At 66.2% G+C, this 26124-nt stretch carries 26 protein-coding genes and 1 tRNA gene; 14 read left to right on the forward strand and 13 right to left on the reverse strand.

Features of this window, described 5'->3' with window-relative positions; translation table 11 throughout:
* Nucleotides 1–181 precede the first annotated feature (181 nt).
* The 3 genes from HF690_RS12725 to HF690_RS12735 are packed head-to-tail and all read left to right on the forward strand — an operon-like array spanning nt 182 to nt 2930.
* Nucleotides 182–1129 (forward strand): UDP-glucuronic acid decarboxylase family protein, encoded by a 948-nt coding sequence (locus HF690_RS12725; protein ID WP_113065655.1) that lies wholly within the window; start codon nt 182–184, stop codon nt 1127–1129.
* Entirely contained in the window at nt 1126–2073 is a 948-nt protein-coding gene (locus tag HF690_RS12730) for a glycosyltransferase family 2 protein (RefSeq protein WP_113065656.1), read from the forward strand. The genes HF690_RS12725 and HF690_RS12730 overlap by 4 nt, the downstream gene beginning before the upstream one ends.
* A gap of 23 nt (nt 2074–2096) precedes the next feature.
* The gene (locus HF690_RS12735; protein WP_168609715.1) at nt 2097–2930 is read left to right on the forward strand and encodes a glycosyltransferase family 2 protein; all 834 of its coding nucleotides are present in this window, start codon (nt 2097–2099) and stop codon (nt 2928–2930) included.
* Nucleotides 2931–2938: 8 nt separating this feature from the next.
* Here HF690_RS12735 and HF690_RS12740 read toward each other — a convergent pair whose 3' ends face one another.
* From HF690_RS12740 to def, 4 genes are all read right to left on the reverse strand, one after another.
* Nucleotides 2939–4645 (reverse strand): glycosyltransferase family 39 protein, encoded by a 1707-nt coding sequence (locus tag HF690_RS12740; protein WP_168609716.1) that lies wholly within the window; start codon nt 4643–4645, stop codon nt 2939–2941.
* Nucleotides 4646–4712: 67 nt separating this feature from the next.
* Nucleotides 4713–6029, reverse strand: a complete 1317-nt coding sequence (rsmB, locus tag HF690_RS12745; protein ID WP_168609717.1) for a 16S rRNA (cytosine(967)-C(5))-methyltransferase RsmB — start codon at nt 6027–6029, stop codon at nt 4713–4715.
* An 11-nt stretch (nt 6030–6040) separates the two neighbouring features.
* On the reverse strand, nt 6041–6982 hold the full coding sequence (gene fmt / locus HF690_RS12750; RefSeq protein WP_193568503.1) for a methionyl-tRNA formyltransferase: 942 nt from the start codon (nt 6980–6982) through the stop codon (nt 6041–6043).
* Between the two features lie 4 nt (nt 6983–6986).
* Nucleotides 6987–7490: a peptide deformylase gene (gene def / locus HF690_RS12755; RefSeq protein ID WP_113065660.1), complete on the reverse strand. Its 504-nt coding sequence runs from the start codon at nt 7488–7490 to the stop codon at nt 6987–6989.
* A gap of 186 nt (nt 7491–7676) precedes the next feature.
* Here def and HF690_RS12760 point away from each other — a divergent pair, with 186 nt between their 5' ends.
* The 6 genes from HF690_RS12760 to HF690_RS12785 all read left to right on the forward strand — a co-directional run bounded on the left by HF690_RS12760 (nt 7677) and on the right by HF690_RS12785 (nt 16028).
* Entirely contained in the window at nt 7677–8783 is a 1107-nt protein-coding gene (locus tag HF690_RS12760; protein ID WP_168609718.1) for a LysM peptidoglycan-binding domain-containing protein, read from the forward strand.
* Nucleotides 8784–8879: 96 nt separating this feature from the next.
* On the forward strand, nt 8880–10016 hold the full coding sequence (dprA, locus tag HF690_RS12765) for a DNA-processing protein DprA (RefSeq protein ID WP_168609812.1): 1137 nt from the start codon (nt 8880–8882) through the stop codon (nt 10014–10016).
* Nucleotides 10017–10146: 130 nt separating this feature from the next.
* Complete coding sequence (locus tag HF690_RS12770) at nt 10147–12642, forward strand: DNA topoisomerase I (RefSeq protein ID WP_168609719.1); 2496 nt, start codon at nt 10147–10149, stop codon at nt 12640–12642.
* Between the two features lie 13 nt (nt 12643–12655).
* Nucleotides 12656–13237 (forward strand): L-threonylcarbamoyladenylate synthase type 1 TsaC, encoded by a 582-nt coding sequence (gene tsaC / locus HF690_RS12775; protein WP_168609720.1) that lies wholly within the window; start codon nt 12656–12658, stop codon nt 13235–13237.
* Nucleotides 13238–13335: 98 nt separating this feature from the next.
* A complete protein-coding gene (locus HF690_RS12780) occupies nt 13336–14658 on the forward strand; it encodes an AMP-binding protein (RefSeq protein ID WP_168609813.1) in 1323 nt (440 codons plus the stop codon).
* Between the two features lie 173 nt (nt 14659–14831).
* Nucleotides 14832–16028, forward strand: a complete 1197-nt coding sequence (locus tag HF690_RS12785) for an exonuclease/endonuclease/phosphatase family protein (RefSeq protein ID WP_168609721.1) — start codon at nt 14832–14834, stop codon at nt 16026–16028.
* A 6-nt stretch (nt 16029–16034) separates the two neighbouring features.
* Here the strand turns inward: HF690_RS12785 and HF690_RS12790 are convergent, their stop codons facing one another.
* Nucleotides 16035–16172 (reverse strand): hypothetical protein, encoded by a 138-nt coding sequence (locus HF690_RS12790; RefSeq protein ID WP_168609722.1) that lies wholly within the window; start codon nt 16170–16172, stop codon nt 16035–16037.
* 47 nt (nt 16173–16219) lie between these two features.
* Between HF690_RS12790 and purD the strand changes: the two genes are divergently transcribed.
* The 3 genes from purD to HF690_RS15025 all read left to right on the forward strand — a co-directional run bounded on the left by purD (nt 16220) and on the right by HF690_RS15025 (nt 19862).
* On the forward strand, nt 16220–17503 hold the full coding sequence (gene purD, locus HF690_RS12795) for a phosphoribosylamine--glycine ligase (RefSeq protein ID WP_168609723.1): 1284 nt from the start codon (nt 16220–16222) through the stop codon (nt 17501–17503).
* Nucleotides 17504–17580: 77 nt separating this feature from the next.
* On the forward strand, nt 17581–19455 hold the full coding sequence (locus HF690_RS12800; RefSeq protein ID WP_168609724.1) for an MFS transporter: 1875 nt from the start codon (nt 17581–17583) through the stop codon (nt 19453–19455).
* A 65-nt stretch (nt 19456–19520) separates the two neighbouring features.
* Nucleotides 19521–19862: a hypothetical protein gene (locus HF690_RS15025; protein WP_205300838.1), complete on the forward strand. Its 342-nt coding sequence runs from the start codon at nt 19521–19523 to the stop codon at nt 19860–19862.
* A gap of 164 nt (nt 19863–20026) precedes the next feature.
* On the opposite strand, the gene HF690_RS12805 is transcribed toward HF690_RS15025, so the two are convergent.
* The 5 genes from HF690_RS12805 to HF690_RS12825 form a co-directional block, all read right to left on the reverse strand.
* Nucleotides 20027–20929 (reverse strand): beta-lactamase induction protein, encoded by a 903-nt coding sequence (locus HF690_RS12805; RefSeq protein ID WP_168609725.1) that lies wholly within the window; start codon nt 20927–20929, stop codon nt 20027–20029.
* Between the two features lie 63 nt (nt 20930–20992).
* Entirely contained in the window at nt 20993–21955 is a 963-nt protein-coding gene (nudC, locus tag HF690_RS12810; RefSeq protein WP_113065670.1) for an NAD(+) diphosphatase, read from the reverse strand.
* A 16-nt stretch (nt 21956–21971) separates the two neighbouring features.
* Nucleotides 21972–22343, reverse strand: a complete 372-nt coding sequence (erpA, locus tag HF690_RS12815; protein WP_113065671.1) for an iron-sulfur cluster insertion protein ErpA — start codon at nt 22341–22343, stop codon at nt 21972–21974.
* 96 nt (nt 22344–22439) lie between these two features.
* Nucleotides 22440–22910, reverse strand: a complete 471-nt coding sequence (locus HF690_RS12820; RefSeq protein WP_168609726.1) for a bactofilin family protein — start codon at nt 22908–22910, stop codon at nt 22440–22442.
* Complete coding sequence (locus HF690_RS12825) at nt 22900–23646, reverse strand: DUF6776 family protein (RefSeq protein WP_168609727.1); 747 nt, start codon at nt 23644–23646, stop codon at nt 22900–22902. The genes HF690_RS12820 and HF690_RS12825 overlap by 11 nt, the downstream gene beginning before the upstream one ends.
* 109 nt (nt 23647–23755) lie before the next feature.
* Here HF690_RS12825 and HF690_RS12830 point away from each other — a divergent pair, with 109 nt between their 5' ends.
* Entirely contained in the window at nt 23756–24187 is a 432-nt protein-coding gene (locus HF690_RS12830; RefSeq protein WP_168609728.1) for a CopD family protein, read from the forward strand.
* Nucleotides 24188–24259: 72 nt separating this feature from the next.
* On the opposite strand, the gene bfr is transcribed toward HF690_RS12830, so the two are convergent.
* The 3 genes from bfr to HF690_RS12845 all read right to left on the reverse strand — a co-directional run bounded on the left by bfr (nt 24260) and on the right by HF690_RS12845 (nt 25701).
* Complete coding sequence (gene bfr, locus HF690_RS12835; protein ID WP_113065675.1) at nt 24260–24730, reverse strand: bacterioferritin; 471 nt, start codon at nt 24728–24730, stop codon at nt 24260–24262.
* A 124-nt stretch (nt 24731–24854) separates the two neighbouring features.
* Nucleotides 24855–25058, reverse strand: a complete 204-nt coding sequence (locus HF690_RS12840) for a (2Fe-2S)-binding protein (protein ID WP_168609729.1) — start codon at nt 25056–25058, stop codon at nt 24855–24857.
* A gap of 103 nt (nt 25059–25161) precedes the next feature.
* On the reverse strand, nt 25162–25701 hold the full coding sequence (locus tag HF690_RS12845; RefSeq protein ID WP_113065677.1) for an RNA pyrophosphohydrolase: 540 nt from the start codon (nt 25699–25701) through the stop codon (nt 25162–25164).
* A gap of 197 nt (nt 25702–25898) precedes the next feature.
* Here HF690_RS12845 and HF690_RS12850 point away from each other — a divergent pair.
* A tRNA-Met gene (locus HF690_RS12850) sits at nt 25899–25975 on the forward strand.
* Nucleotides 25976–26124: the final 149 nt, after the last annotated feature.

Consider the following 26124-nt stretch of genomic DNA (forward strand, 5'->3'; position numbering starts at 1 on the left):
GCGCATTTCCCGACCTGTTTTTATTCATATAGCCTACGCGGTTCCGACAATTGTGCATAGTGGCACGCATTCTTGCGGGACAGCGCTGTGCATCGAAGCTCATTCGCAATTGAGGCACACTGTGCTTTCAGTGGAATGACAGGAGGTCGCCGCGCATACTTCAGGATCTGTGAATACACCCATGAACCGTACCTTGGTTACCGGCGGCGCCGGCTTTCTCGGCTCGCATTTGTGTGAACGGCTTCTCAAAGCCGGGCATGACGTATTGTGCGTAGATAATTATTTCACCGGTGCCAAGCGCAACATCGCGCATCTGATGGATCACCATTATTTCGAGGCGATGCGCCACGATGTGACGTTTCCGCTGTACGTGGAAACCGATCGCATATTCAATCTGGCCTGTCCGGCTTCGCCGGTGCACTACCAGTTCGATCCGGTGCAGACGACCAAGACATCCGTGCACGGGGCGATCAACATGCTTGGTTTGGCCAAGCGGGTGAAGGCGCGCATCCTGCAGGCCTCCACCAGCGAGGTGTATGGCGATCCGGAAGTGCACCCGCAGCAGGAAGGTTATTGGGGGCGGGTCAATCCCATTGGATTACGTGCCTGCTACGACGAAGGCAAGCGCTGCGCCGAGACACTGTTCTTCGATTACCACCGCCAGCACGGCCTGGACATCAAGGTGGTGCGCATCTTCAACACCTATGGCCCACGGATGCACCCGAACGACGGGCGTGTGGTCAGCAACTTCATCGTGCAGGCGCTGAAGGGTGAGGACATCACCATCTACGGCGACGGGCAGCAGACGCGCAGCTTCTGCTACGTCGACGATCTGGTCGAGGCGATGCTGCGCATGATGGATACCGAGACCGGTTTCACCGGACCGATCAACATCGGCAACCCGACCGAATTCACTATGCTGGAATTGGCCGAAAAAGTGCTCGGCATCGTCGGCGGAACATCCAGGCTGGTCTTCAAGCCGTTGCCTGCGGACGATCCGCGCCAGCGTCAGCCCGATATCGCGATGGCACGTGACAAGCTGGATTGGGAGCCGCGCGTCGGACTCGACGACGGGCTACGCGAGACGGTGCGCTATTTCCGCCAATTGCTGACCGAGGTGCCCGCGTGAGCGCCTCCACATCCTTCTCTGTAGTCATCACCAGCTACAACTACCGCGCATACATCGAGCAGGCCATCGAAGGTGTCCTGGCGCAGTCGCGTGCCGCCATGCAGCTGATTGTCGTCGACGACGGCTCCACCGACGGCACGCCCGATCTGCTGCGACAACGTTACGGCGAGGACGCGCGCGTCACCCTGTTGCTGGGCGAGAATGGCGGACAGTTGGTGGCGTTCTTGCGTGGTCTGGCGGCCTGCACGGGCGACGTGGTCTGCTTTCTCGACGCCGACGATCACTGGAGTGCCGATTACCTGGCGCGTATCGGCGCGCTGTACGACAAGCGGCCGGACATCGATTACGTGTTCTCCGATCTGCAACTGTTCGGCGACGAGAATTGCTGGATGGGCTATGCCGATCGTGCGCTGGATCTTGGTTACACCGCGGTGAGCACCTATATGCTGGCGCACTGGTACGGTGCACCGACCTCGGCGCTTTCGCTTCGTCGCGCGATGGCGCAGCAGGTACTGGATCTGCCGCAGGACATGGTACGGACCTGGCGGCTCTCGGCCGATAATTGTCTGGTGTTCGGAACCAGTATTCTGGGCGGCCGCAAGTACTATCTACCGACCGGGCAGGTGCATTACCGCATCCACGGCAAGAACGGCTGGTGGGGGCAGCGCACGCGCGTGAACGAATATCTCAATCGCATGCGCTCGCGTTATCTCATCCAGCACTATGCGCGCCGCATCGGGCTGGACGAGACCTGCCTGGAAAGCGCGAAGCACGAATTCAAGACCAAGCCGGAACCGACTTGGCGTGAAGCGCGCCGATACGCCATGCTAGTGCGCATGCGGCGTGACATCTGGTGGCGCAATCTGGAGCGTGCCGCCGCCATCTTGTGGTCGGTGTGGAAACGCCGGTCGCGGATCGCCAAGGAATATCGCGACCTCCGTTGAGGCGCGAGCAAGGGGAACACCGGATGCGCATCAGCGTCATCGTCATCACCTACAACTGGCCGCAAGCGCTGGATGCCGTGCTGCGGGGGCTGGCGCGGCAGCGTGAGTTGCCGTTCGAGGTGATCGTGACCGATGACGGTTCGGACGAGCAGACGAAGCAGGTGCTGGCCCGGCACGCACAGCACTTTCCGGTGCGCCTGACGCATGTCTGGCAACCGGATGACGGCGCGCGTATGAGTCGCGCGCGCAATCGCGGCATCGTTGCCGCGCGTGGTGACTACATCGTGCTGCTCGATGGCGACATGGTGCCGGGTGAACACTTCATCGCCGACCATCATGCCTTCGCGCGCCGAGGCTGTTTCGTGCAGGGCTCGCGCATGCTGCCTGATGAACGGGCAACCAAGCGCATGCTCGCGCACAAGCGGTTCCGTCCACACTTTTTCACGCGTGGCCTGCAGCGGCGGCGTCATGCGTTGCGCCTGCCGTGGTTGGCGCGTGTGTGGGCGTTTCCACGCGTGAATCGTCGCGGCATCAAGAGCTGCAACATGGGGTTCTGGCGCGAGGACCTGATCGCAATCAATGGCTTCAACGAGGCCATGACCGGCTGGGGGCGCGAGGATGCCGAGCTGGCGGTGCGCGCCTTCAACTATGGCCTGATGCGGTGCGATCTGCGTTTTGCCGGCATGGCCACGCATCTGTGGCATCGTAGCCGCAAGTACGAGGGACGCAGCATCAACGACGACATTCTCGATGCCACCGTCGCGCATGGTTTGCAGCGTTGCGAACAGGGTATCGACGCACACTTGGGCGAATTCACCCAGCCGCCGATCGACCTGCGCACCGACGCCGCGGCCTGAAAGCCGGGTCAGTCGTCGTCGTGCCCGTCGGCGGGTACGCAGCCCGGAATCAGTGCGTCAGCCGGTACCAGCCACCATTCGCGTCGATTGGCGTGGCCGATGTGCACGGCCCGGTCCCGCTGCACGCAGTCGCCCATGGCCTGCTGAAGGATGAACAGTCGCCGTTGCGACGGGTCGGCGCGCAGCCACGCTGTGGCGGCCTGGAACTGCTGCGGCCAGGGCCGCAGGAAGCCGAACTCGGCCACGGGTCCCTGCGCCATCAGCAGGTTCTGCTCCTTCCACGCCACCAGGCCCAGGGTCGCTCGTGGTCCGGCCAGCTCCCGCGCGCGCTGCATCACGTCCAGCGCCGAGCGGTCACCGTTGAGGATCGGATAGCCCCACAGTCCGTACAGACTCCACAGCGCGAGCGCGAAGAAGGCCCAGCCCAGTGCCGCGCGGCGAATGCGGAACAGTGCGGCGGCGAGCAGGCCGCTGACGCCGATCGCCAGCAGCACGCGCCAGATGCGCGGATCGAGACTGCGTTCGATGTGCGCGGCCCAGTGCGGATGCTTGGTCATCGCCAGTGTCGCGAGGACGGTCAGCAGCGACGCCAGCAAAAGCGTGAGGCCGAAAATTGCGCGGCGCGGACCGATCTTGCGCAGCAGTCCGGGCAGCAGCGGACCCATGGCCAGCGCCACCATCGGCAGCGCAGGCAGGATGTAGACGTCGCGCTTGCCCGGGCTCAGCGAGAAGAACAGCAGCACCAGCAGCCACCAGCCCAGCGGCAGCAGATAGCGGGCATCGCGGCGCTTGAGGCGTCGCCACCAGGCCGGAATCGCCCACGGCAGCAGCAGCGCCAGCGGCAGCCAGTCGGTGGCCATGATGCCGAAGAAGTAGAGCGGCGAATGGATGTGCCCGGTCGGCGTGGCGTAGCGATGCACGGTCTGGCCGAACAGGATGTTCTGCACGTAGGCGGCGTGCTGCGGATCGCCGTCCAGGTGCGCGGTCAGCACCATCGGCACCAGCCAGGCCAGAATCGGCACCAGGAACAGCGCCAGCGAACCGGCCCAGCGCCAGCCGCCGTGCGGCTGTGCGAGATGCCGCCAGCCGCGCCAGCGCGCGAACAGGAACGGCGCCAGCATCAGCAGCGCCAGCACGCCCACGCCCTTGGTGATGACGCCGACGCCGGCGAAGAAACAGCCGATGGCGAACCAGCGCCAGTTCGGCCCCAGCAGCAGGTGCCGCAGCAGACCGTAGTTGGCCAGCGTGATCCAGCCCACTTCCAGCGGGTCGATCTGCGCGTTGCGGAACTGGTAGGTGAAGTGGATCGTCAGCAGCAGCGTGGCCGCGGCCAACAGACCGCTGCGGTGGTTCCACAGTCGGCGGCCGAGGTCGTAGACCAGGCCCAGTGTCATCAGGCCCGACAGCAGCGACGGCAGCAGGAAGGCCACGCGCCAGCTGCGCACGATCAGGTAGAAGATTGCCTGCAGCCACATGAACACCGGTGGCTTGTCCGGGTACAGCTCGTGGCCGCGGTGCGGGAACAGCCATTGGCCGTGCTCGACCATCCAGCGCGCGACTAGGGCGAAGCGCGGTTCGTCCGACGGCCACGGGTCGCGCAGGCCGATGCCGATGCCCAGCAGCACCAGGGCGAACAGCAGCAGCGCGATCAGCTCGCTGCGTGCGGTGCGCAGAAACAGGGGGCGGGCGCGGGTAAGCGGGACGGGTCGGTTCACGGATGCTCGGCAGCGGGCCTGAAAGACGCGTCAGGATACCGTGTGCGGCGATGCCGTGTGGCGGGCGTCAGACGCGGCGCTTGCCGAGGGCGGCGTAGTACAGGCCGTCGAGATCGGCGTCGCCGGGCAGGATCTGCCATCCGGGACCGGCGGTCTGGCCCATCGGTAGCGTGATCGGTAGCACCTCGGCGTCGGCGTGCCGGTCCAGGAACGGAGCGACGATGTCTTCATTCTCCGCGCGCAGCAGGGAACAGGTGACATAGAGCAGCCGTCCGCCCGGCGCCAGCAGCGGCCATAGTGCATCCAGCAGTTGCCGCTGGATCGTGTTCAGCGCGCCGATGTCGGTGGCGCGGCGATGCAGGCGCGCGTCGGGACGCCGCCGCAGCACGCCGCTGGCCGAGCACGGCGCGTCGATCAGGATGCGGTCGAACGGCGCGCCGTCCCACCAGGCGTCGGGCGAGGCCGCGTCGGCCTGCACCACGTGTGCGTCGAGGCCGAGGCGCTGCAGGTTCTCACGGATGCGCGGCACGCGTGCGGCCTCGAGTTCCACGGCGAGCATGTCGACGTCATGGCGCTCCAGCGCATGACAGGTCTTGCCGCCGGGCGCGGCGCAGGCATCGAGCACGCGCTGACCGTCGGCCAGATCGAGCAGGTCGGCCGTCAACTGGGCCGCGCCGTCCTGCACGGCGAAATCACCTTCGGCGAAACCGGGCAGGCGGGTGACGTCGGTGCTCTCGGCGAGCACCACGGCGTCGGCGAGTTCGGGATGCGCGTGCGCGGCGAGGTCGGCAGCGCGCAGACGTTCCAGGTAGGCGTCGCGTGTGCCGCGGCGGCGATTCACGCGCAGGGTCAGCGGTGCTTCGCGGTTGGCGGTGGCCAGCACGCGTTCGGCTTCCTGTGGCCAGTCGCGACGCACGGCGTCGATCAGCCAGGCCGGTTGCGCCCAGCGGCTGACGTCGTCGGCGTCCAGTTTCATGCGCAGGGCGTCGCCTTCGCGCTGCCAGCGACGCAGCACCGCGTTGACTAGGCCGGCCATGCGCGGTTTGCCCAGTGCCCGCGCAGCCTGCACGGTGGCGGCGACGGCAGCGTAGGCGGGAAGCTCCAGTACGTCCAGTTGCACCAAGCCCACCACGAGCAGCGCATGGACCGCCGGTTCCTTGCGTCGCAGCGGCTTGTCCAGCATGTGGTCGAGGGCGGCGTCGTAGCGCAGCCAGCTGCGCGCGCCGGCTTGCACCAGCGCGTTCAGCAGCGCGCGATCGCGAGCATCCGGAAGCTGCGGCGTCAGGCGCGAGAGGACTTCACGGGAGGATGCGCCGCGCAGGGCGATCTCCGCCAGTGCGCGCGCGGCGAGGGCGCGGGTGTCGGGTGCGGCGGGCTTGGCCATCGGCCGTGTCCTCAGGCGCCGCGCCGACGCAGGTCGGGGCGGGCATTGAGGAAATCGGCTACGCGCATGCGACGGCCGCCGGCGCGCTGGACCTCGCCGACGCGCAGCACGTTTTCGCCGCAGGCAATGTCGAGGCCGTCGGTGTCGCCGCCCAGCACGGTGCCGGGCGCGGCGTCGTGATCGCGGTCGAGTGCTTTCGCCGACCACAGGCGCAGGCGCTCGCCGGCTACCTCCGCGACGGCGACCGGCCACGGATCGAAGGCGCGGACCTTGCGCTCCAGTTCCACGGCGCAGCGCGAGAAATCCAGTTCGGCCTCGGCCTTGTCCAGCTTGTGCGCGTAGGTGACGCCTTCGTCGGGCTGCGGGCGCGCCTGCGGCAGGTCGTCGTCCAGCGCGCGGCGCAGGCCATCGGCCAGCACCTCGGCGCCGAGGGCGGCAAGCTTGTCGTGCAGGCTGCCGCCGGTCTCGTCGGAGGCGATGGGCTGGCGACGTTCGAGCAGTACAGGTCCGGTGTCGAGGCCGGCTTCCATGCGCATCAGCGCCACGCCGGTCTCCGTGTCGCCGGCAGCGATGGCGCGCTGGATCGGCGCCGCGCCGCGCCATCGCGGCAGCAGGCTGGCATGCACGTTCCAACAGCCCAGCGTGGGGATATCGAGCACGGTCTGCGGCAGGATCAGTCCGTAGGCGACCACGATCATCAGGTCGGGCCGATAGGCGGCCAGGTGCGCCTGGGCGTCGGCATCGCGCAACGTCTTCGGCTGCTCCACCGGCACGCCGTAATCGAGCGCGGCCTGCTTGATCGGGCTCGGCGTCAGCTTGCGGCCGCGGCCGGCGGGACGGTCGGGCTGGGTGTAGACGGCGACCAGTTCGGTGTCGCTGTCGTGGCAGGCGCGCAGGCAGGGCAAGGCGAAGTCCGGCGTTCCCGCGAACACCAGACGCAACGGACGGGGCATGGCGTCAGCCTGCCTGACGACGTTGCTTGTCCAGCTTCTTTAATAGCATGGAGCGCTTCAGCGGCGACAAGTAGTCGACGAAGACCTTGCCTTCCAGGTGATCCATCTCGTGCTGGATGCACACCGCCATCAGGCCCTCGGCTTCGACGGTGAAAGTGGTGCCGTCGGCATCCTCGGCCTCGGCGCGCACCCAGCTGGCACGTTCGACGTTGGCGAACACGCCGGGGAAGGACAGGCAGCCTTCCTGTTCCATCTGCGTGCCGCGCTTCTCGACGATGCGCGGATTGCACAGCACCATCGGCTCGTCGCGGCTCTCGGAGACATCCATCACGAACAGCCGCTGGTGGCGGTCGACCTGAGTCGCGGCCAGGCCCACGCCCTGGGCGTCGTACATGGTTTCGAACATGTCCGCGACCAGCGTGCGCAGCGCATCGTCGAATACCGCTACGGGGGCGGCCTTCGTGCGCAGGCGCGGATCGGGGAACTCGAGTACGGTCAGCTTGCTCATGATGAAAAATCCGTGTGTCGATGCCAATTTGCGGGCGAATCGGCGAAAACCAAGCGCGCACGCCATTAGCATGCTTATTGTACGGTGCTGATCGCTTCTCCGCGAATCCCCGCTGCTGCGCATTTGCGTCGGGGGGCGAATCAGCTACACTCGCAAAAACCTTGGGGGAACGGGGGATTACCCGTCATGCTTAAGAAAACGCTTGCCCTATTCGCCGGTCTGCTGGTGACGGTCGCCGTGTACGCTGCGGGCGCCCAGCTTCGTCCCGGCCACCCGGACACCTACGTGGTGAAGAAGGGCGATACGTTGTGGGACATCTCCGCCCGTTTCCTGCAGAAGCCCTGGCTGTGGCCGGAAATCTGGCAGGCCAATCCGCAGGTGCACAATCCGCATCTGATTTATCCGGGCGATGTCCTCAACCTGTCTTACGACGGTCAGCACGTAATGCTGAAGCCGCGCATGCGCGAGGTCGGTTCGGCGATTCCGGCGATTCCGCTGGATCAGCTGAAGATGTTCCTCGAGGACATGCGCGTTCTTCCCAGTGACCAGGTGAAGCAGGCGCCCTATGTGGTCGGCTTCGAAGAGAACATGCCTCGAGGCATTACCGGCCAGTTCGTGTACGTGCGCGGTCTGGACTCGAAGCCGGGCCAGCGCTGGGCGATCGTCCGGCCGACGCACATGTTCCGCCACTTCGACGATTCGCCGACGCGTGTCGCGCATCTGCTGGACAGCAACGTGTCGATGGTCAATGGTCCGTGGCGAGAGGATTCGCGTCGTGACGGCCATTACGGCAAGGGCGACGAGGTCGGCGTCGAAGTGCGCGTGATCGGCACCGCCAAGATGCTCCGCGGCGGCGATCCGTCGACGTTGCTGGTCACCGACAGCAACCGTGAGATCCGCAAGGGCGATCGCCTCATGCCGGTCAACGACAAGCCGTATGACCCGTACTACTACCCGCATGCGCCGAAGTCGCTGCCCGACCATGCACGCGTGATCGCCTTCACCGATTCGCTGAACTCGGCGGGCCGGCGCGAGGTGGTGGCGTTGTCCATCGGTAGCAGCGATGGTGTCAACAACGGCCAGACCTACGCGGTGTTTCAGCCGGGCGAAAACATTCATGACGATGTGGCCAGCCCGAGCATTCTTCGCGGTGTCGGCGAGCGTGTCACGCTGCCGGACGAGTTCGTCGGTCATGTGATGGTGTTCCGCACCTTCGATCACGTCAGCTACGGTCTGATCATGGACGGCGTGCGTCCGGTGCGCACCGGCGACGTGTTGCGACTGCCCGAATGAGGTCAGGGCCGGCGCGGGTGCGTCGGCACAGCCCTACAGAACGGCGCGGCATTGCCCGCGCCGTTTTTGTATGCGCGCCTTCCTACACTGGGCGACATGCAGGAGATATCCGTACAAACCGCCTGGCTGACGCTGCTGCGCGCGCCAGGACTCGGCAGCAAGGGCGTGCGCGCGTTGCTCGCGCTCGCGGACGGCGACGTGTGTCGAGCGCTCGAACGAGCGCGGTGCGACGGGCGGGCGCTCGGACTCGCACCTCGAACCCGGGATGGCCTGCGTCGACCGGATTCGGCGCGTCTGGAGGCCGATGCCGAGTGGCTGGCTCGACCACATCAGCGTCTGTTGTGCTGCACCGATGCCGATTTCCCGCCCCAGCTCGAACGCATGCCGGACCCTCCGGCGGCACTGTTCGTCGTGGGCAACGCCGATCTGCTGCTGCGCCCGCAGTTGGCCGTGGTCGGCGCCCGCCATGCCGGTCCGGTCGGTCGTCGGCATGCGCACGATTTCGCTGCGGCGCTCGCGCAGCGCGGTCTGGTCATCACCAGCGGCCTCGCCGAGGGCATCGACGCGGCGGCGCATCGGGCGGCGCTGGAGGTCGGCGGCGGCACCGTCGCCGTGGTGGGCACCGGGCCGGATCTTGTCTATCCGCGCTGTCATGCGGCACTGCGCGAGGCGATTGCCGAGCAGGGCGCGATCGTCAGCGAATTCTCGCCGGGCGTGAAGGCGAGGCCGGGCCATTTTCCACGCCGAAACCGGATCATCGCCGGCTTGGCCCTGGGTACGCTGGTGGTCGAGGCGGGCTTGCGGTCGGGGTCGCTGATCACCGCGCGCCTGGCCGCCGAATGCGGACGCGAGGTTTACGCGCTGCCCGGCTCCATTCACAATCCCCTCGCGCGCGGCTGCCACCGGTTGATCCGGGATGGTGCGCGCCTGGTGGAAGACGTCGAGGAGATCTGCGCGTCCCTGGTTCCGCTGGCGCGGGCGCAGGGCGCCGATCTGGCCGCGCGACTGCGGGAAGAGGTTCCGGTCGGGCCCGAGGAGCCGGTTGCTGCACTGCAGCGGGATCCGGTGTATGCGGACCTGCTGGAGGCATTGGGGCACGACCCGGTGACACTGGATACGCTGCGCGAGCGCAGCGGTCTGTCGCCGCCCGCGCTGTCGTCGATGCTGCTGCGCCTGGAGCTCGACGGCGTCCTCGTCAGCCAGTCCGGCGGACGCTATCAGCGCGTGTCCTGATGCGCGCTGGCGCACGCCCCGGGCCGATTTTGCTTGACAGTGCGCTAGGGCGTGTGGTCCCACTAGATATATGTGTGCGCGGGTAGCCCCTGCGCGAAACCCCTCAAGCTGACACGGATTGCGTGCCCGCATGGCAAAGAACCTGCTCATCGTCGAGTCGCCGGCCAAGGCCAAGACGATCAACAAGTACCTCGGCAAGGACTTCAAGGTCCTGGCCTCCTACGGTCACGTGCGTGATCTAATCCCGAAGGAGGGCGCGGTCGATCCCGAACAGGACTTCGCCATGAAGTACGACGTGATCGAACGCAACCAGAAGCACGTCGACGCTATCGAGAAGGAAGCCCGCGCGGCCGACGCCATCTATCTCGCGACCGACTTGGATCGCGAGGGAGAAGCCATTTCCTGGCACATCAGCGAAATTCTGCGCGAGGACGGACTGCTCGAAGGCAAGGACGTGCACCGCGTGGTGTTCAGCGAGATCACTCCGCGTGCGATCAAGGCCGCGGTGGAGCATCCGCGCGAGCTGTCGATCAACATGGTCGACGCGCAGCAGGCACGTCGTGCGCTGGATTACCTGGTCGGCTTCAATCTGTCGCCGGTGCTGTGGCGCAAGGTGGCGCGGGGTCTGTCCGCCGGTCGCGTGCAGAGTCCGGCGCTGCGCATGATTGTCGAGCGGGAGAAGGAGATCGAAGCCTTCAATCCGCAGGAATACTGGACCATCGAGGCCGACCTGGCGCATACGGAAACCCCGTTCCGCGCCAAGCTCACGCGCCTGCACGGCAAGAAGTTCGAGCAGTTCGACTTGACCGACGAAGCCACCGCGCACGCCGCGCGCGAAGCGCTGCTGAAGGCGGCCGGTGGCCAGCTGACGGTCGGCGAAGTCGGCAGCCGCGAGCGCAAGCGCCGTCCGGCCGCGCCGTTCACCACCTCGACCCTGCAGCAGGAAGCCGCGCGCAAGCTCGGTTTCTCCACCAGCCGCACCATGCGCGTGGCGCAGGGATTGTACGAGGGTGTCGCGATCGGCGACGAAGGCAACGTCGGCCTGATCACCTATATGCGTACCGATGCCACCGCGCTGTCGGACGAGGCCACCAGCGAACTGCGCGAAGTCATCGCCAGGGACTTCGGCGACAAGGCGCTGCCCGAGACCGTGCAGGTGTACAAGGCGAAGTCCAAGAATGCGCAGGAGGCCCATGAAGCGATTCGTCCGACTTCGGCGATGCGCCGCCCGGCGGAGGTGGCCAAGTACCTCAACGACGACCAGCGCAAGCTCTACGAACTGATCTGGAAGCGCACCGTCGCCTGCCAGATGATCCACGCGCGGCTGAACACCGTGTCGGTGGAATTCCCGGTCGGCGATTCCAGCTTCCGCGCCACCGGCACCACCGTCATCGATCCGGGCTTCCTGGCCGTGTACGAGGAAGGTCAGGACACCAAGGGCGACGACGACGACAAGCGCCGTCTGCCGAAACTGGCCAAGGGCGACGTCGTGCCGTTGACCGACATTCTCGCCGACCAGCACTTCACCGAGCCGCCGCCGCGCTACTCCGAAGCCAGCCTGGTCAAGGCGCTGGAGGAGTTCGGCATCGGCCGCCCGTCCACCTACGCCTCGATCATCCAGGTGCTGCTGAACCGCGAATACGTCTGGCTCGACAGCCGCCGCTTCAAGCCGACCGACGTTGGTCGCACGGTCAGCAACTTCCTGACCGAGCACTTCACCCAGTACGTCGACTACGACTTTACCGCCAAGCTGGAGGACGAGCTCGACGCCGTCAGCCGTGGCGAGGAAGCCTGGGTGCCGCTGATGCAACGCTTCTGGAAGCCGTTCAAGGACCAGGTCGACGACAAGATCGAGACCGTCGACCGCGGACAGGCCACCGGCGCGCGCGAGCTGGGTACCGACCCGAAGACCGGCAAGCCGGTCTCGGTGCGCCTGGGTCGGTACGGGCCGTTCGCGCAGATCGGCACCCGCGACGACGAGGAAAAGCCGCAGTTCGCCAGCCTGCGCCCGGGCCAGAGCATGCACACCATCGAGCTGGCCGAGGCGCTGGAGCTGTTCAAGCTGCCGCGCAAGCTGGGCGAGGTCGACGGCGAGGAAGTCAGCGCCGGCATCGGCCGTTTCGGTCCGTTCGTGAAGCAGGGCAGCACCTACGCCTCGCTGCCCAAGGAAGAGGACCCGCACACCGTCACCTTCGAGCGCGCGCAGGAGCTGATCCGCGAAAAGCTGGAGATGCTGGCCAACCGCGTCATCCAGGAATTCGACAGCGGCATCCAGGTGCTCAACGGCCGTTACGGCCCGTACATCACCGATGGCGAGAAGAACGCCCGCATCCCCAAGGAGCGCGAGCCCAAGGAACTGACCGAAGCCGAGTGCGTCGAGCTGCTGGCCGCCGCGCCGGTGCGCAAGCGTCGCGGCGCGGCCAAGAAGGCAACCAAGAAGACGGCGGCGAAGAAGACCGCCGCCAAGAAAGCCACGAAGAAGACGGCGACGAAGAAAACCGCTGCGAAGAAGGCGACCAAGAAAACCGCTGCGAAGAAGGCGACCAAGAAAGCCGCGAAGAAGACCACGGCCAAGAAGACGGCCGTGAAGAAGGCAGTCGGAAAGAGCGTCAGTGACGCAGACTGATACAGCGCCCGACATGAACGATTCGTCCCATGTTTCCTTCCAGGCCGGACTCGAGCGCTGCATCACAGCGCTGAAGTCCGGCGGTGTGATCGCCTACCCCACCGAGGCCGTGTACGGATTCGGTTGCGATCCGCACGACCGTGACGCCTTCGAGCGGCTGTTCGCGCTCAAGCAGCGTCCCTCGACGCAGGGCGTGCTGCTGATCGGGGCCGATTTCGAACAATTGCGTCCCTACATCGACATGGATGCACTGCCGGCCGAAGCGCTGCAGCGCGTGCGCGACAGCTGGCCCGGGCCGCATACGTGGATACTTCCGCGTGCATCCGGGGTGCCAGCCTGGATCACCGGCGGCCACGAAGGGATCGCTCTGCGCATGACCGCGCATGAGCCGGCGGCGGCGCTGTGTCGCGCGTTCGGGGCGGCGCTGGTCTCGACCAGCGCCAACCGCCACGGCACGCCTCCGGCGCGCGACGCCGAGGGGGTGCGCGCTGCGTTCGGCGACCGGCTGGATGCGGTGCTGGATGCGCCGATCGGCGATGCATCGCGCCCGACCAGCATTCGCGATGCCGTGACTGGCGCTATCATTCGCGCCTAGGGGGATGTTGTGTGGGGAAGTTCGTGAATAGCGAGTCCAAGATCGGCGTGTCGGCATCGCAAGCCGTGCGGCTGCAGAATGCGCCGCAGAAGCAGGCGATGCTTCCGCTGCTGCAGGCCGACGATCCGTCGAGCGTGGTGGTCTGGCGCGATGGTGCGCCGATCCGCGCCGATGTCTTTCTGGCCCATGTGCATCAGGTGCGATCCATACTTCCGCCGGGTGCCTGCGTGGTGAATCTTTGCGAGGACCGGTACAGCTTTCTGGTTGCGTTCTGCGCCATCGTGCTGGCCGGGCAGGCCAATCTGCTGCCGCCGTCGCGTGCGCGCCAGGCGGTGGCCGAGGTCATGGCCGCGCATCCCGGTTGTCATGCTCTGGCCGAGACGCGGCCGTGCGAGCCGCCCGAGAATTTCATTTCGATGCCGGCGTTGCATGCAGTGCTGGATGAGAACTTCGTGGTGCCCGCGATCCCTGCGGATCAGCTGGCCGTGATCGGTTACACCTCCGGTTCCACCGGTCAGCCGCAGGCCAACCGCAAGACCTGGGGCAGCCTGCACGCCAGCAATGAAGGCAACATGGCCAGCTTCGCGCCGACCCTCGGCGACACGTTTCAGGTCGTCGCCACGGTGCCGCCGCAGCACATGTACGGTCTGGAAATGTCGGTGCTGCTGCCGCTGCTGGGCGACGTCGGCGTGCACGCCGGGCGGCCGTTCTTCGCCGCCGACATCGCGCGCGCGCTGTCCGAAGTGCCGGCGCCCCGCGTGCTGGTGACCACGCCGGTGCATCTGCGTGCCTTGCTGGCCGAGGGCGTGAATCTTCCGCCACTGGCGGCGATGGTCTCGGCCACGGCGCCCATGCCGCCGGAGCTGGCACAGACGGCAGAAGCGCGTTTCGATGCCCCCTTGCTGGAAGTGTTCGGTTCTACCGAGACCTGTGTCTTCGCCAGCCGACGCACCACGACCGATGTGTTGTGGACGCTGTACCCGGACGTGCAGCTGCATCCGCAGCCCGACGGTACGCGGATCGAAGCGCCGCAATTGGCCGCGCCGGTCATTCTGGCCGACCTGGTGGAATTGCCCGATCCGCGGCATTTCCGTCTCTGCGGACGTAATACCGATCTGCTGGAGATTGCCGGCAAGCGCGCATCGCTGGCCGATCTCAATCGTCGCCTGCTGTCGATTCCCGGCGTCGAGGACGGTGTGATGTTCCAGCTCGATCAGAGCGACGCCATGCAGGTGCGCCGCATCGCGGCCCTGGTGGTGGCGCCGACCCTGAGTCAGGCCGAATTGACGGCGCGTCTGCGCGAAATGCTCGATCCCGCCTTCTTGCCGCGGCCGCTGCGCCGCGTCGCCGCGCTGCCGCGCAACGAAACCGGCAAGCTGCCGCGTCAGGCCCTGCTCGCCGCGCTGCGCAACGCGTCCTGACGCCCCTCGGGTGGCCGCCGACGCACGGTGCGTCGGCGGAATCGTGACTTCGTTCTCATCCGCCGACCCGCGTGACGCGGGTTGTCGTTCTATGGTCATCGGGCCGCTTCACTCTGAGGGGATCGCCGCCTCGGGAGGCGATGCGTGCATTCCACAGACAAGGAGGATCGACGATGAGCAAGACGAAGACATACGGATGGCTTCGCGCCTGTGTGGCGCTGCTGGCTCTGGCTGTGGCGCTGCCGGCGGTGGCCGGCGACGTCGGAGGGCAGGTGTATTCCAATCCGGGCACCATCACCATGTGCCTGACCTGGGGCTCGAACTACGAGAACAGCAAGGATGTTTCCATCAGCGGCAACGGCGCCTATTCGTTCGGCGTCAACATCCGCAATAACACCAAGTTCCGTGTCGAGTCGGTGTCCGCACCCAGCGGCTGGGCCTGCCGTGGCAAGCAGGGCAATGTCTACCTGAGCAACGCGTCGGCCAGCGACACCAACATCTACTGCGGCACCGCCAGTTCGGTCGGCGGCGTGCGCATCGGCAGCTGGAACCTGGAGTGGTATGACAGCAGCGATCCGGCGGCCAAGAAACAGGCCATCGCCGACGTCATCAACGGCTACCATTTCGATGTGATGGAGGTGAACGAGATCCTCGACGCGGCCTCGATCCAGGACCTGATCGACAACTATCTCGGCAACGCCTCGGACTGGGATTTCCGCATCACCCAGGCCGGTTGCTCGCAGCATGACGTCATCCTGTGGCGCAAGAGCGCGGTCTCGCTGCAGTCCGGCTACGACCTCAACGCTGCCGACACCAACGGCCTGATCGACGAGAACGGCAGCACCTGGGACGATTGCGCCGGCCGTCGTCCCTACGTGGCGACCTTCGCCGTCAACAACTCTGCGCTGACCTTCACCATGGCCACGATCCACTTCAAGGCCGGCTCCTCGCCGTCGGACTGTCAGCTGCGCAAGGACCAGGTCGACTCGTTCGTGCAGTGGGCCGACGAATCCGGTGTCGACCAGGGCAACTTCATCGCCGCCGGCGATTTCAACGACGAGCTTGTCGGCGACGGCGAATGCAAGAACCTCGACACGCTGACTAGCATGGAGAGCCACGCCGGGATGTTCTTCGCCACCGCGCAGCCCGGCTACAGCTATGCCTACATGATGGGCAACGGTCTGGTGACCTACGACACCAAGAGCTACCAGAGCACGGTCGATCAGTTCTGGATGAGCACGAACCTGCGTTCGCGGATGCAGCCGACCGACACCTATGGCGATCTGGCCAACGCGGTCGAGGCCAACATGTACTTCGCTCCTTGGGGCGAACCGGATCACGACGCGCCGTACATCTCACTGGCCAAGTGATTTTCTTCACGGCGCCTCGCGCGCTGCGTGATAGACAACCGCCGCCGCTTCCGTAGGGAGCGGCGGTTTCTGCATGAATCGAACGGACACGGGATGGCCATCCGCCGGTTCCTGCTTGGCCGCAGCAGCGCCATCGGCGATCATAGGCGGCTCCGCACCAATGGTGCGCGCAAGACGATGTGGAGCAAGGCATGAAAGTTCTGGTGATCGGCGGCGGCGGTCGCGAACACGCGCTGGCGTGGAAGATCCGTCAATCGCGACGCGTCAGCGAAGTGCTGGTGGCGCCGGGTAACGCCGGTACCGCGGCCGAGCCGGGCATGCGCAATGTCGCCGTGAACGCCGCTGATCCCGAGGCGCTGCTGCAACTGGCGCGCGACGAGGGCGTGGAGCTGACCGTGGTCGGTCCCGAGGCCCCGCTGGTGGCCGGCGTGGTCGACCGCTTCCGCGCCGCCGGCCTGCGCTGCTTCGGTCCGCGCGCCATCGCCGCGCAGTTGGAGGGTTCCAAGGCCTTCAGCAAGGATTTCCTGCAGCGCCACAACATTCCCACCGCGCGCTACGCCGTGTTCACCGAGCTGAACCGGGCGCTCGAATACGTGCGCCAGCATCGTGCGCCCATCGTCATCAAGGCCGATGGCCTGGCCGCCGGCAAGGGTGTGGTGGTGGCGCTGACCATCGCCGACGCCGAGCAGGCGCTGCACGACATGCTCGGCGCGCACGCCTTCGGCGACGCTTCGGCGCGCGTGGTGATCGAGGAATTTCTCGAGGGCGAGGAGGCCAGCTACATTGTCGTCAGCGACGGCCACAATTTCCTGCCGATGGTGTCCAGCCAGGATCACAAGCGCCGCGACGAGGGCGATCTGGGTCCGAACACCGGCGGCATGGGCGCGTACTCGCCGGCGCCGGTGGTCACGCCCGAGGTTGAGAAGCGCATCCAGCAGGAGGTCATCGAGCCGACCCTGCGCGGCATGGCGGCCGAGGGCGCGCCGTTCATCGGTTTCCTCTACGCCGGCCTGATGATCGACAAGCAGGGCGCGCCGAAGGTGGTCGAGTTCAACGTGCGCTTCGGCGATCCGGAGACGCAGCCGATCATGATGCGTCTGCAGTCCGACCTGGTGGATCTGGTCGAGGCCGCGCTGGACGGCCGGCTGGACAAGACCGAGGCGAAGTGGGACCCACGTCCCGCGATCGGCGTGGTGCTGGCCTCGGGCGGCTACCCGGGCAAGGTGCGAAGCGGGCTGCCGATCCAGGGGCTGGACAAGGACTTCGGGCCCGACGTGAAGGTCTTCCATGCCGGCACGCGTCTCGATGACAGTGGTGCGACGGTCACGGCGGGCGGCCGCGTGCTGACCGTCTGCGCATTGGGCGAGGACCTCGCCGCCGCGCGTGATCGCGCCTACGACTGCGCCGGGGATATCCGGTTCGATGGCGTGTTCTACCGCCGCGACATCGGCCATCGCGCGCTGCGTCGCGGCTGAGCGTCGGCCCACGCGCGGGCGTCATCGCGCCGCCCGCGTTTTGCGCTAGGCTGGCCGGGGTTTCAAGGGGGCACCGGATGAGTCAGTTCGCATTGCTGGGCAAGCGCCGGTTTGCCCCGTTCTTCCTCACGCAGGCGCTGGGAGCCTTCAACGACAACGCGTTCCGTTACGCGCTGATCGGCATGGCCACGTTCCGGCTGGGCATGTCCTCGCAGGCGCTCAGCGCGTACAACAACATCGCGCTGGCGCTGTTCATCGCCCCGTTCTTCCTGTTTTCCGCCAGCGCGGGCCAGCTGGCCGAACGCATGGAGAAGGCCCGCCTGATCCGCATCGTCAAGGCGATGGAGGTCGCGGTGATGTGTCTGGCCTCCGTGGCGTTCATGCTGGCCAGTCCGGGCATGCTGCTGGCGGTGCTGTTCCTGATGGGGCTGCAGTCGACGCTGTTCGGGCCGATCAAGTACTCGATCCTGCCGCAGACGCTGCATCCGAACGAATTGGTCGGCGGCAATGGATTGGTCGAGACCGGCACCTCGCTGGCGATTCTGCTCGGATCGGTGGCGGGCAACGCGCTGATGGCAGTGCCGCATGTCGGGCCGCAGCTGGCTTCGGCAGCGGTGATCGGCGTGGCCATCGCGGGCTATCTGTCCAGTCGCGCGATTCCACCTTCGCCAGCGACGGCGCCGGGCCTGCGCTTCGAGTGGAACCCGTTCGTCGAGACCTGGCGCGTACTCGGCTATTCCGTGCGCAACCGCACCGTGTTCAACGCCATTCTCGGCATTTCGTGGTTCTGGTTCTTCGGCGCCACGCTGACCGTGCAGCTGCCGCTGTACACGCGCAACTTCCTTGGCGGCGATGCCAGCGTGCTGACGCTGGCGCTGGCGCTGTTCTCGATCGGCATCGGTGTCGGCTCGCTGCTGTGCGAGAAGCTTTCCGGCGGCAAGGTCGAGCCCGGCCTGGTGCCGCTGGGGGCCGCCGGTATGACGCTTTTCGGGATCGATCTGTACTTCACGCGTCCGCACGCGTCGCTGGTGCATGGCCAGAACTGGTGGAGCCTGCTGACGTCCAGCGGCGGCTGGCACATCGCGCTGGACCTGACCCTGATCGGCATGGTGTCCGGTTTCTACATCGTGCCGCTGTTCGCACTGGTGCAGGCGCGCGCCGAGCGCAGCCAGCTGTCGCGCATCATCGCCGGCACCAACATCATCAATTCGTTCTTCATGGTGCTGGCCGCGGGCTTCGGCATCGGCCTGCTGGCGATGGGGCTGACGGTACCTCAGCTGTTCCTGGTGGTGGCGCTGCTCAATGCCGGCGTGGCGGTCTACATTTTCACGCTGGTGCCGGAGTTTCCGCTGCGGTTCGTCGATTGGCTGCTGGTCAATACGCTGTACCGTATTCGCCGCGAGGGCATCGACCGCATCCCGGAGGACGGCCCGGCGTTGCTGGTGTGCAACCACGTCGCCTTCACCGATCCGCTGATCGTGATGGCCTGCGTGCGGCGGCCGGTGCGCTTCGTCATGGATTACCGCATCTTCCAGCTGCCGCTGCTTCGGCCGTTGTTCCGCATGGCCGGCGCGATTCCCATCGCCGGGCGCAAGGAGGATCCGGCGCTGCTCGAAGCAGCCTACGATGCCATCGACGCGGCGCTGGCAGCCGGCGAGGTGGTGTGCATCTACCCGGAAGGTGGGTTGACCAAGGATGGAGAGATTGCGCCGTTCCGCTCCGGTGTCGAGCGCATCCTCGAGCGCCGGCCGGTGCCGGTGGTTCCGATGGCGCTGCGTGGTCTGTGGGGGAGCGTGTTCAGTCGACGCGACAATTTCCTTCGTCGTGCGCGGTTGCCGCGCCGCTTCCGGGCGCGCATCGAACTGATCGTCGGTGCACCAGTGGCGCCCGATGCCGCCGATGCCGCCGTGTTGGAGACGCGCGTGCGCGAGTTGCGCGGAGATCAAGCCTGAAGCCGAATCGCTTCAAGCCGTGGGTCGGGCGGCGCTATCGCAGCGAGGGCTGGGAGGGGCAGCGCGTGCTGATCCTGGGCGAGTCGCATTACGACTTGCCGGAGCGGGAGGTGCCCGAGTACACGTGCAAATGGGTGCGTGACTACGCTGAACATGGAAAGACCAATCGCTTCTTTACGGTCGTGACCAAACTCTTCCTTGGGTTGCCCAATGGGAGCTCACCGTCGAGCGATGAGCGCAGTGCGTTCTGGCAGCGCGTGGCATTTCACAACTACATTCAGTCGTTTCCGGGCGAGCGGGCGCGACTGCGTCCGACTGCGGCGATGTGGGCGGACGCCGCGCGTTGTCTGACGAGGTGCTGGAACGGCTGGAACCGGAGTTTGTGCTGGTGCTGGGCAAGGCACTGAACGAGCACCTCCGGTCTGGACATGCGGTGCAATCGTCTGCGTGACGCCTCATCCATCTTCGTTCGGATTCCGCCACACATAGTGGGGGGCGCGGGTGCGCGAGTCGTTGCGCAGTCGGACATCCCGACGCGATATTGGTCCCTGAAGCGAACGCAGGGCGAGGCTCAGACGAACCAGCCGCCCAGTACGATCAGCGCGGCCACGGCCAGCCAGACCACCAGCACGCGGCGCAGCAGCCGGCGCGCGTCGCCGAGTTCGACCAGCACATCACTGGTGTCCTCGGTGCCGGCGTCGCCGGCTTGCACATCCGCATCGACGCTGGCGCGCGCCACGGCGCCCAGGAAACCTGGGTCGAAGTTGCGCGCGGCATTGCCGGCGTCGGCGTGCCATGCGCGCCAGGCTTTTGTCACGGCATCGAAGTCGGACACCAGTGCCATGGCCAGCACCATCAGATGCGCAGCGGGCCAGTCCAGCAGCTCGCCGAGACGGCGGGCGGCGGCGCGGCGTCGGGCCGGCGAGGAGGTATCGTCATCCTGATCGGCGTCTTCGTCCGGCGCATGGTCGATCAACAGCAGGCGCGCCAGGCGGTAGCCGAGCGCACCGGTCGGTCCCAGCAGCAGAAACCAGAAGATCACCGAGAAGCGCCTGCGCAGGCCGGCCCAGACCGTGGCCTCGACCAGACACGGCGCACTGAACGGCAGCGGCGCGCGGTCGTCGGTGGCGCGCAGGGCTTGCGCGGCGGCCTCGCGGCTTTCGCGGTCGCCGGCCTTGAGTACGGCGTCGATGTCGCGTTCCAGATCACGTGGTCCCAGGCTGTAGGCCAGCACGCAGCCGGCGAACAGGCCCCACAGCGCGGTCATCAGCGGGATCTGCGACAGCACGAACGAAACCACCGCGCACAGGATCAACGGCGGCAGCAGTGTCCAGGCGACGAAGGCCGCGCCGTCGCTGCCGGCATGGTGGTCGGTCCAGCGATGGAACCAGCCGTGACGGCGGTACTTGGGCATGTGCGGCAGCAGGTGGATCAGCAGGATGACCACCAGGACGACCAGCAGACGTATAGCCATGACGGGTTCGACTCCGGATTGCGGGCGAATGAAGCTGTCGGCGATTGTAGCGGGCCGCGCCGCTCAGGTCGTGGCTGCGGCCTCGCACAATTCGCCGAGTTCGATGCCGGCACGTTCGCGCAGCCAGTGCTCGATCAGGCGCCAGGACACCGACAGTCGCGTCGGCGCGAGCAGGTGGCCCTGCTCGATGCCCTGCACCAGTTCGTCGGGCGTGAACCAGCGGGCGTGCTCCAGCTCGCCGTCGCGCAGCTCGATGGTGCGGCTGCGGGCGTGGGCGGTGAAGCCGAGCATCAGCGAGGCCGGGAACGGCCACGGTTGCGAGGAATGGTAGTGACAGGCGCCGACGGCGACGCCGGCTTCCTCCGCCACTTCGCGGCGCACGGCGTCCTCCAGTGATTCGCCCGGCTCGACGAAACCGGCCAGCGTCGAGTAGCGTCCCTCGGGCCAGCTCGCTTGGCGTCCCAGCAGGCAGGCACCGTCGTGTTCGACGATGACGATGATGGCCGGATCGCTGCGCGGGAACTGTAACTGGCCGCAGCGCGTGCAGCGTGCGCGATGACCGGCGGCGAGCAGCTCCAGGGTGCCGCCGCAGGCCGGGCAGAAGCGGTGTCGCGCCTGCCAGTGGGCGAGGCCGCTGGCATAGGCGAACAGGCCGGCGTCGAAGGCATCGAACAGCATGCCGGCCTTGCGCAGATGGATGCGCTGCGCGTCGAGCATATCGCTCATGTGCGCGGCCTGGGATGCGTCGGCGCACAGCAGGAAGTGGCCGCCACCGCGAGCGTCGACGCCGAGCAGGCTGGCTCTGACGTCCGGCAACAGTTGCGCGCGCTCCTCCGGTGTCAGCAGGCGCGGTCGGCAGCCGTCGGTGTCGGTGAGAAGCCGGGTGTCGGGGTCGAGCACCAGGAAGCGGGTGGCGGCATCGCGTTCCAGCGCATGCAGCCAGGCGTCGTCATCTCGGCGTTCGGCCGCGCGTTCCAGCGCCAGTCCGGCGAAGGTGTTCAGCGGGGGCTGTCGGGCGAGGTCCATGGAACCTTCGCGCGGGCTACATCGAGAACGAGGAGCCGCAGCCGCAGGTGGTGCTGGCATTGGGATTGCGGATCACGAACTGCGCGCCGCTCAGATTCTCGGCGTAGTCGATCTCGGCGCCGGTCAGGTACTGCAGCGACAGCGGGTCGACGAGCAGGGTGACGCCTTCCTTGTCCAGCGCCAGGTCGTCCTCGGCCTGTTCCTCGTCGAAGGTGAAGCCGTACTGGAAACCCGAGCAGCCGCCGCCGGTGATGTACACGCGCAGTTTCAGCGACGGGTTGCCTTCCTCGTCGATCAGCTCGCGCACCTTGTGCGCGGCGGCGTCGGTGAACACCAGCGGCGCGCCGCTGGTGCGGTAGTCGGGCATGTCGAGCGTGACGGTGTTCATGAGTGCAAGTGTGGCGCTTCGGTTCCGGCGCGGCAAGCGGCCGCAGAATCGAAATGGGGCCGCGGAAGCGCCGGAACAAGTCCGGGGTCGCCGGGTTCAGGCCTTGCCGCCGTCCATGACCACGTCGTCGTCGAAGATGCCGTTGCCTTCCTCGGCCTGGTGGGTGATCTGCCGCGGGCTCTCCTTCTGGTGCACCATGCGGCCGTTGATCTGGGCGCCGGCGGCCATTTCCAGCACGCGGTAGTGCACGTCGCCCTCGACGCAGGCCTGCGCCGCCAGTTCCAGTCGTTCGACGGCGTGAATGTTGCCCTTCACGATGCCGTTGATGACCGCGTGCGGTACATGCACCTCGCCCGTGACGCGGCCATGCTCGCTGAGCGTGAACACGGCGTTGTTGTCGGGATCGGCGCTGACGCTGCCCTCGATGACGCCGTCCAGATGCAGCGCGCCGCTGAAGTGCACGTCGCCTTTGATGCGCGTGCCCGAGGCGATCAGGCTGGTGTCGTTGGCATGCGAGTCGTGGTTTGTGGTCGTGTTCGCGTGCTTGCGCTGATTGCTATTCCACATGGTCGGTGCTCTCCGGATTCTTCAGCGCGTCCGTCCAGGACATGCTTTGCGTGGTGGTCTTCGCCCCCTTGGGGCTGATGCTGATGCGCAACCGGTTCGGCGTGAAGCCCTTGGGCAGCATCACGGTGCCGTGCAGCTGCTGGAAGTACTTGAACTTGAAGTCCAGGCCGTCCTTCTGATCCGGTGCGCTGATGTCTTTCCAGTGCATGCGGGTGAGCGAACCCGCGCGGACGCCGTCGACATCGACTTCGGCGTGTCCGCTGACTTCATTGCCGCGCTTGGCGTTGCGGGTCAGGGTCAGTTCGATGTTCCAGGCGCGCGAGCCGAGCACCGGGGTCACATGCACCATCTGCAGCTGCAGGCCCTGATGCTGGGTGCCGCCGCCGACCAGTCTCGAGTAGAACGCCAGGTCGGCGCGCAGGCCGTTGATCTGCTCGTCGCGCTCGGCGAGATTATCGGTCAGTTTCTTGCTCGCCACGCTGGCGACCTGCTGCGAGCGTTGGGCGATGGCCAGCTGCTGCTTCAGCTGCGCATTCTCCTTGGCCAGCTGGCGCGCGTTGTGATGATTGCCGGGGACCACGGCCGGGCCGTTGTTGCCGAGAACATAGCCGATCGCGATGGCGACCAGCACCGAACCGATCCAGGCCAAGGTCCACCACAGCTTGCGTCGCGGTGGAGCAGGGGGCGGAGCGTGCACTGGATGCACGGCGTATCGAGGCGGGGGACGAATGCTCATGGTCAACCCGTGGGAAAGGACTCATATAGCCATCGCCCGGAACGAGCGTCAAGGCGCGCGGCGTGGATGCGTATACTTCGACACTGTTTTCCGCATCGGATTCGCGATCGTGCTCTGGTTGAAAGCCTTTCACATCATCTTCGTGGTGACCTGGTTCGCCGGGCTGTTCTATCTGCCGCGTCTGTTCGTGTACTTCGTCGAGGCGGACGAGCCTGTCGTGCGCGAGCGGCTGAAGGTGATGCAGCGGCGTCTGCTCGGTATCACCCACATCGGCGGCCTGCTGGCGGTCGGTTTCGGGCTGGCGACGATGGGCTGGTGGCTGGCGCATAGCCCCGCGTACCTGATGCACGGTTGGTGGTTCCACGCCAAGCTGGGGCTGGTGCTGCTGCTGATCGGTTACCACGGCATGCTGATCAAGATGGTGCGCGACGCCCGGCGCGACGCGCTGCACTGGTCCAGCCGCGCGCTGCGCATCTTCAACGAGATTCCGGCTGTGCTGCTGATCGCGATCGTGATCCTGGTGGTGGTCAAGCCGGGCTGAGCCGCCCGAATGCAGAAGAGCCGACGCCCTCGCGGACGCCGGCTCTTCGGTGTTTCGTGATGCGCCCTTGCTTCAGCTGTCGAGCTTGGTCTGCAGGTACGGCACCTCGCCCAGCGTGCCGATCAGTTCGAGCTGGGTTTCCAGCCAGTCGATGTGCTCTTCCTCGGACTCGAGGATCTTCTCGAACAGTTCGCGGCTGACGTAGTCGCCGAGCTTCTCGCAGTCGACGATCGCGGCCTTCAGGTCCGGCACCGCGGCCATTTCCAGTTTCAGGTCGCAAGCAAGCGCTTCTTTCGGCGACTCGCCGATCAGCAGCTTGCCCAGCTGCTGCAGGTTGGGCAGGCCTTCGAGGAACAGGATGCGCTCAATGAGCATGTCGGCATGCTTCATCTCGTCGATCGATTCTTCGTACTCGTGATCGGCCAGTTCCTTGTACCCCCAGTTCTTGTACATGCGGGCATGCAGAAAATACTGGTTGATGGCGGTCAGCTCGTTCTGCAGCGCCTTGTTCAGGTGTTCGATGATCTTGGCGTCGCCTTTCATGCTGTTCTCCTTGCGTTGCTCGCGCGTCCGTCTGGCGCGCGTGGGTACGGCAGAAGACTATAGCGCCGCCGGTGGCGGCGCTGCAGAAATGCGAATGGAGGCGATTTGCGGCCGCGCCCGGGGATCAGGCGGCGACGGTCAGCGGCAGGTTCAGTGTCTGCACGGCGTGCACGGCCCGATTCAGGGTGTGACGTGCCTCGGCCTCGCAGCAGCCGCAGCAGGTCGAGCAGTCGGTGCGTGCCTGCAGTTCGGCGAAATCGCGCACGCCGTCCTCCGCCTCGCGGTGGATGTCGGATTGGGTGACCGCATTGCAGATGCACACATACATGGCTTGAACCTCCGATGCAGATTCAAACGCAAATGGGAATGATTGTCAATAAATTCCTAAACCGCAGCTGAGCGCCGATGCGGAACGGATGCGATGAGAAGAGTCAGGCGGCAGCGATGTCGGTCGAGCCGCCGCGTTGACGTCGCGGATGCTCGATGTGGATGCGGCAGGCACGCTCGACCAGCGGCGCGAACTGGCGCAGGGCGCGTTCGTAGACGCGGCGCTTGAACGACACCACGTGTTCGGCCGGGTACCAGAAGTCGACCCAGCGCCAGGAGTCGAATTCCGGCGTTTCGCTGGCGTCCAGGCGCAGATGCTGCTCGTGGCCGGTGAAGCGCAGCAGGAACCAGACCTGCTTCTGGCCGATGCACTGCGGTTGCTGGTGGCGGCGCACGTAACGGTTGGGCAGGCGGTAGCGCAGCCAGCCGGGTGTGGTGGCCAGCACTTCGACGTGCTCGGCGATCAGGCCGGTTTCCTCTTCCAGTTCGCGGTACATGGCTTCCAGCGGCGTTTCGTCGCTGCGCATGCCGCCCTGCGGAAATTGCCAGCCATCGCGTCGCACGCGGCGTGCCCAGAACAGGCGGCCGTCGCCGTTCAGCAGCACGATGCCCACGTTGGGGCGATATCCATCGGCGTCGATCATGCCGGTCTCCTCAACCGCTTGCGCGGCTGCCGACCGTCCTGAGAACGAGACCGTCGCGGCAGCGCGCTTGCTTCCGATTCAACCACAGTGCGCAAACAACCGGCAAGGCACTCTTGAATGCTGGGCGTCACACGACTAAACTTCCGCGCCTTGCCTGTTCGCCGCGCGCTGCGGTTCTTCAGTCAGGCCCCACCTATGGCTAGGTAGCTCAGACGGTTAGAGCGCGGCACTCATAATGCTGAGGTCGGCGGTTCGATTCCGCCCCTAGCCACCAATATGAACGCGCGGCTTCGGCGGCGCTTCCAGGAAACCGCGCTTCGGCGCGGTTTTTTGTTGCCCGGATCGCGGCGGTGGGGATCGCGAGCATGAATGATCCGCCTGTCCGACCGCTGCCGTTACCATGTGCCGTCATGCGTGCGCTCG

This window comes from Oleiagrimonas citrea (assembly GCF_012395255.1).
GTDB classification, from domain to species: domain Bacteria; phylum Pseudomonadota; class Gammaproteobacteria; order Xanthomonadales; family Rhodanobacteraceae; genus Oleiagrimonas; species Oleiagrimonas citrea.

What these genes read in the sequence shown, in the direction of transcription:
- HF690_RS12725 (WP_113065655.1), top strand. Translation starts at nt 182, where the DNA reads ATGAACCGTACCTTGGTTACCGGCGGCGCCGGCTTTCTCGGCTCGCAT.
- HF690_RS12735 (WP_168609715.1), top strand. Translation starts at nt 2,097, where the DNA reads ATGCGCATCAGCGTCATCGTCATCACCTACAACTGGCCGCAAGCGCTG.
- rsmB (WP_168609717.1), bottom strand. Translation starts at nt 6,029, where the DNA reads ATGGCCAAGCCCGCCGCACCCGACACCCGCGCCCTCGCCGCGCGCGCA.
- fmt (WP_193568503.1), bottom strand. Translation starts at nt 6,982, where the DNA reads ATGCCCCGTCCGTTGCGTCTGGTGTTCGCGGGAACGCCGGACTTCGCC.
- def (WP_113065660.1), bottom strand. Translation starts at nt 7,490, where the DNA reads ATGAGCAAGCTGACCGTACTCGAGTTCCCCGATCCGCGCCTGCGCACG.
- HF690_RS12760 (WP_168609718.1), top strand. Translation starts at nt 7,677, where the DNA reads ATGCTTAAGAAAACGCTTGCCCTATTCGCCGGTCTGCTGGTGACGGTC.
- dprA (WP_168609812.1), top strand. Translation starts at nt 8,880, where the DNA reads ATGCAGGAGATATCCGTACAAACCGCCTGGCTGACGCTGCTGCGCGCG.
- HF690_RS12770 (WP_168609719.1), top strand. Translation starts at nt 10,147, where the DNA reads ATGGCAAAGAACCTGCTCATCGTCGAGTCGCCGGCCAAGGCCAAGACG.
- tsaC (WP_168609720.1), top strand. Translation starts at nt 12,656, where the DNA reads ATGAACGATTCGTCCCATGTTTCCTTCCAGGCCGGACTCGAGCGCTGC.
- HF690_RS12780 (WP_168609813.1), top strand. Translation starts at nt 13,336, where the DNA reads ATGCTTCCGCTGCTGCAGGCCGACGATCCGTCGAGCGTGGTGGTCTGG.
- HF690_RS12785 (WP_168609721.1), top strand. Translation starts at nt 14,832, where the DNA reads ATGAGCAAGACGAAGACATACGGATGGCTTCGCGCCTGTGTGGCGCTG.
- HF690_RS12790 (WP_168609722.1), bottom strand. Translation starts at nt 16,172, where the DNA reads ATGATCGCCGATGGCGCTGCTGCGGCCAAGCAGGAACCGGCGGATGGC.
- purD (WP_168609723.1), top strand. Translation starts at nt 16,220, where the DNA reads ATGAAAGTTCTGGTGATCGGCGGCGGCGGTCGCGAACACGCGCTGGCG.
- HF690_RS12800 (WP_168609724.1), top strand. Translation starts at nt 17,581, where the DNA reads ATGAGTCAGTTCGCATTGCTGGGCAAGCGCCGGTTTGCCCCGTTCTTC.
- HF690_RS12805 (WP_168609725.1), bottom strand. Translation starts at nt 20,929, where the DNA reads ATGGCTATACGTCTGCTGGTCGTCCTGGTGGTCATCCTGCTGATCCAC.
- nudC (WP_113065670.1), bottom strand. Translation starts at nt 21,955, where the DNA reads ATGGACCTCGCCCGACAGCCCCCGCTGAACACCTTCGCCGGACTGGCG.
- erpA (WP_113065671.1), bottom strand. Translation starts at nt 22,343, where the DNA reads ATGAACACCGTCACGCTCGACATGCCCGACTACCGCACCAGCGGCGCG.
- HF690_RS12820 (WP_168609726.1), bottom strand. Translation starts at nt 22,910, where the DNA reads ATGTGGAATAGCAATCAGCGCAAGCACGCGAACACGACCACAAACCAC.
- HF690_RS12825 (WP_168609727.1), bottom strand. Translation starts at nt 23,646, where the DNA reads ATGAGCATTCGTCCCCCGCCTCGATACGCCGTGCATCCAGTGCACGCT.
- bfr (WP_113065675.1), bottom strand. Translation starts at nt 24,730, where the DNA reads ATGAAAGGCGACGCCAAGATCATCGAACACCTGAACAAGGCGCTGCAG.
- HF690_RS12840 (WP_168609729.1), bottom strand. Translation starts at nt 25,058, where the DNA reads ATGTATGTGTGCATCTGCAATGCGGTCACCCAATCCGACATCCACCGC.
- HF690_RS12845 (WP_113065677.1), bottom strand. Translation starts at nt 25,701, where the DNA reads ATGATCGACGCCGATGGATATCGCCCCAACGTGGGCATCGTGCTGCTG.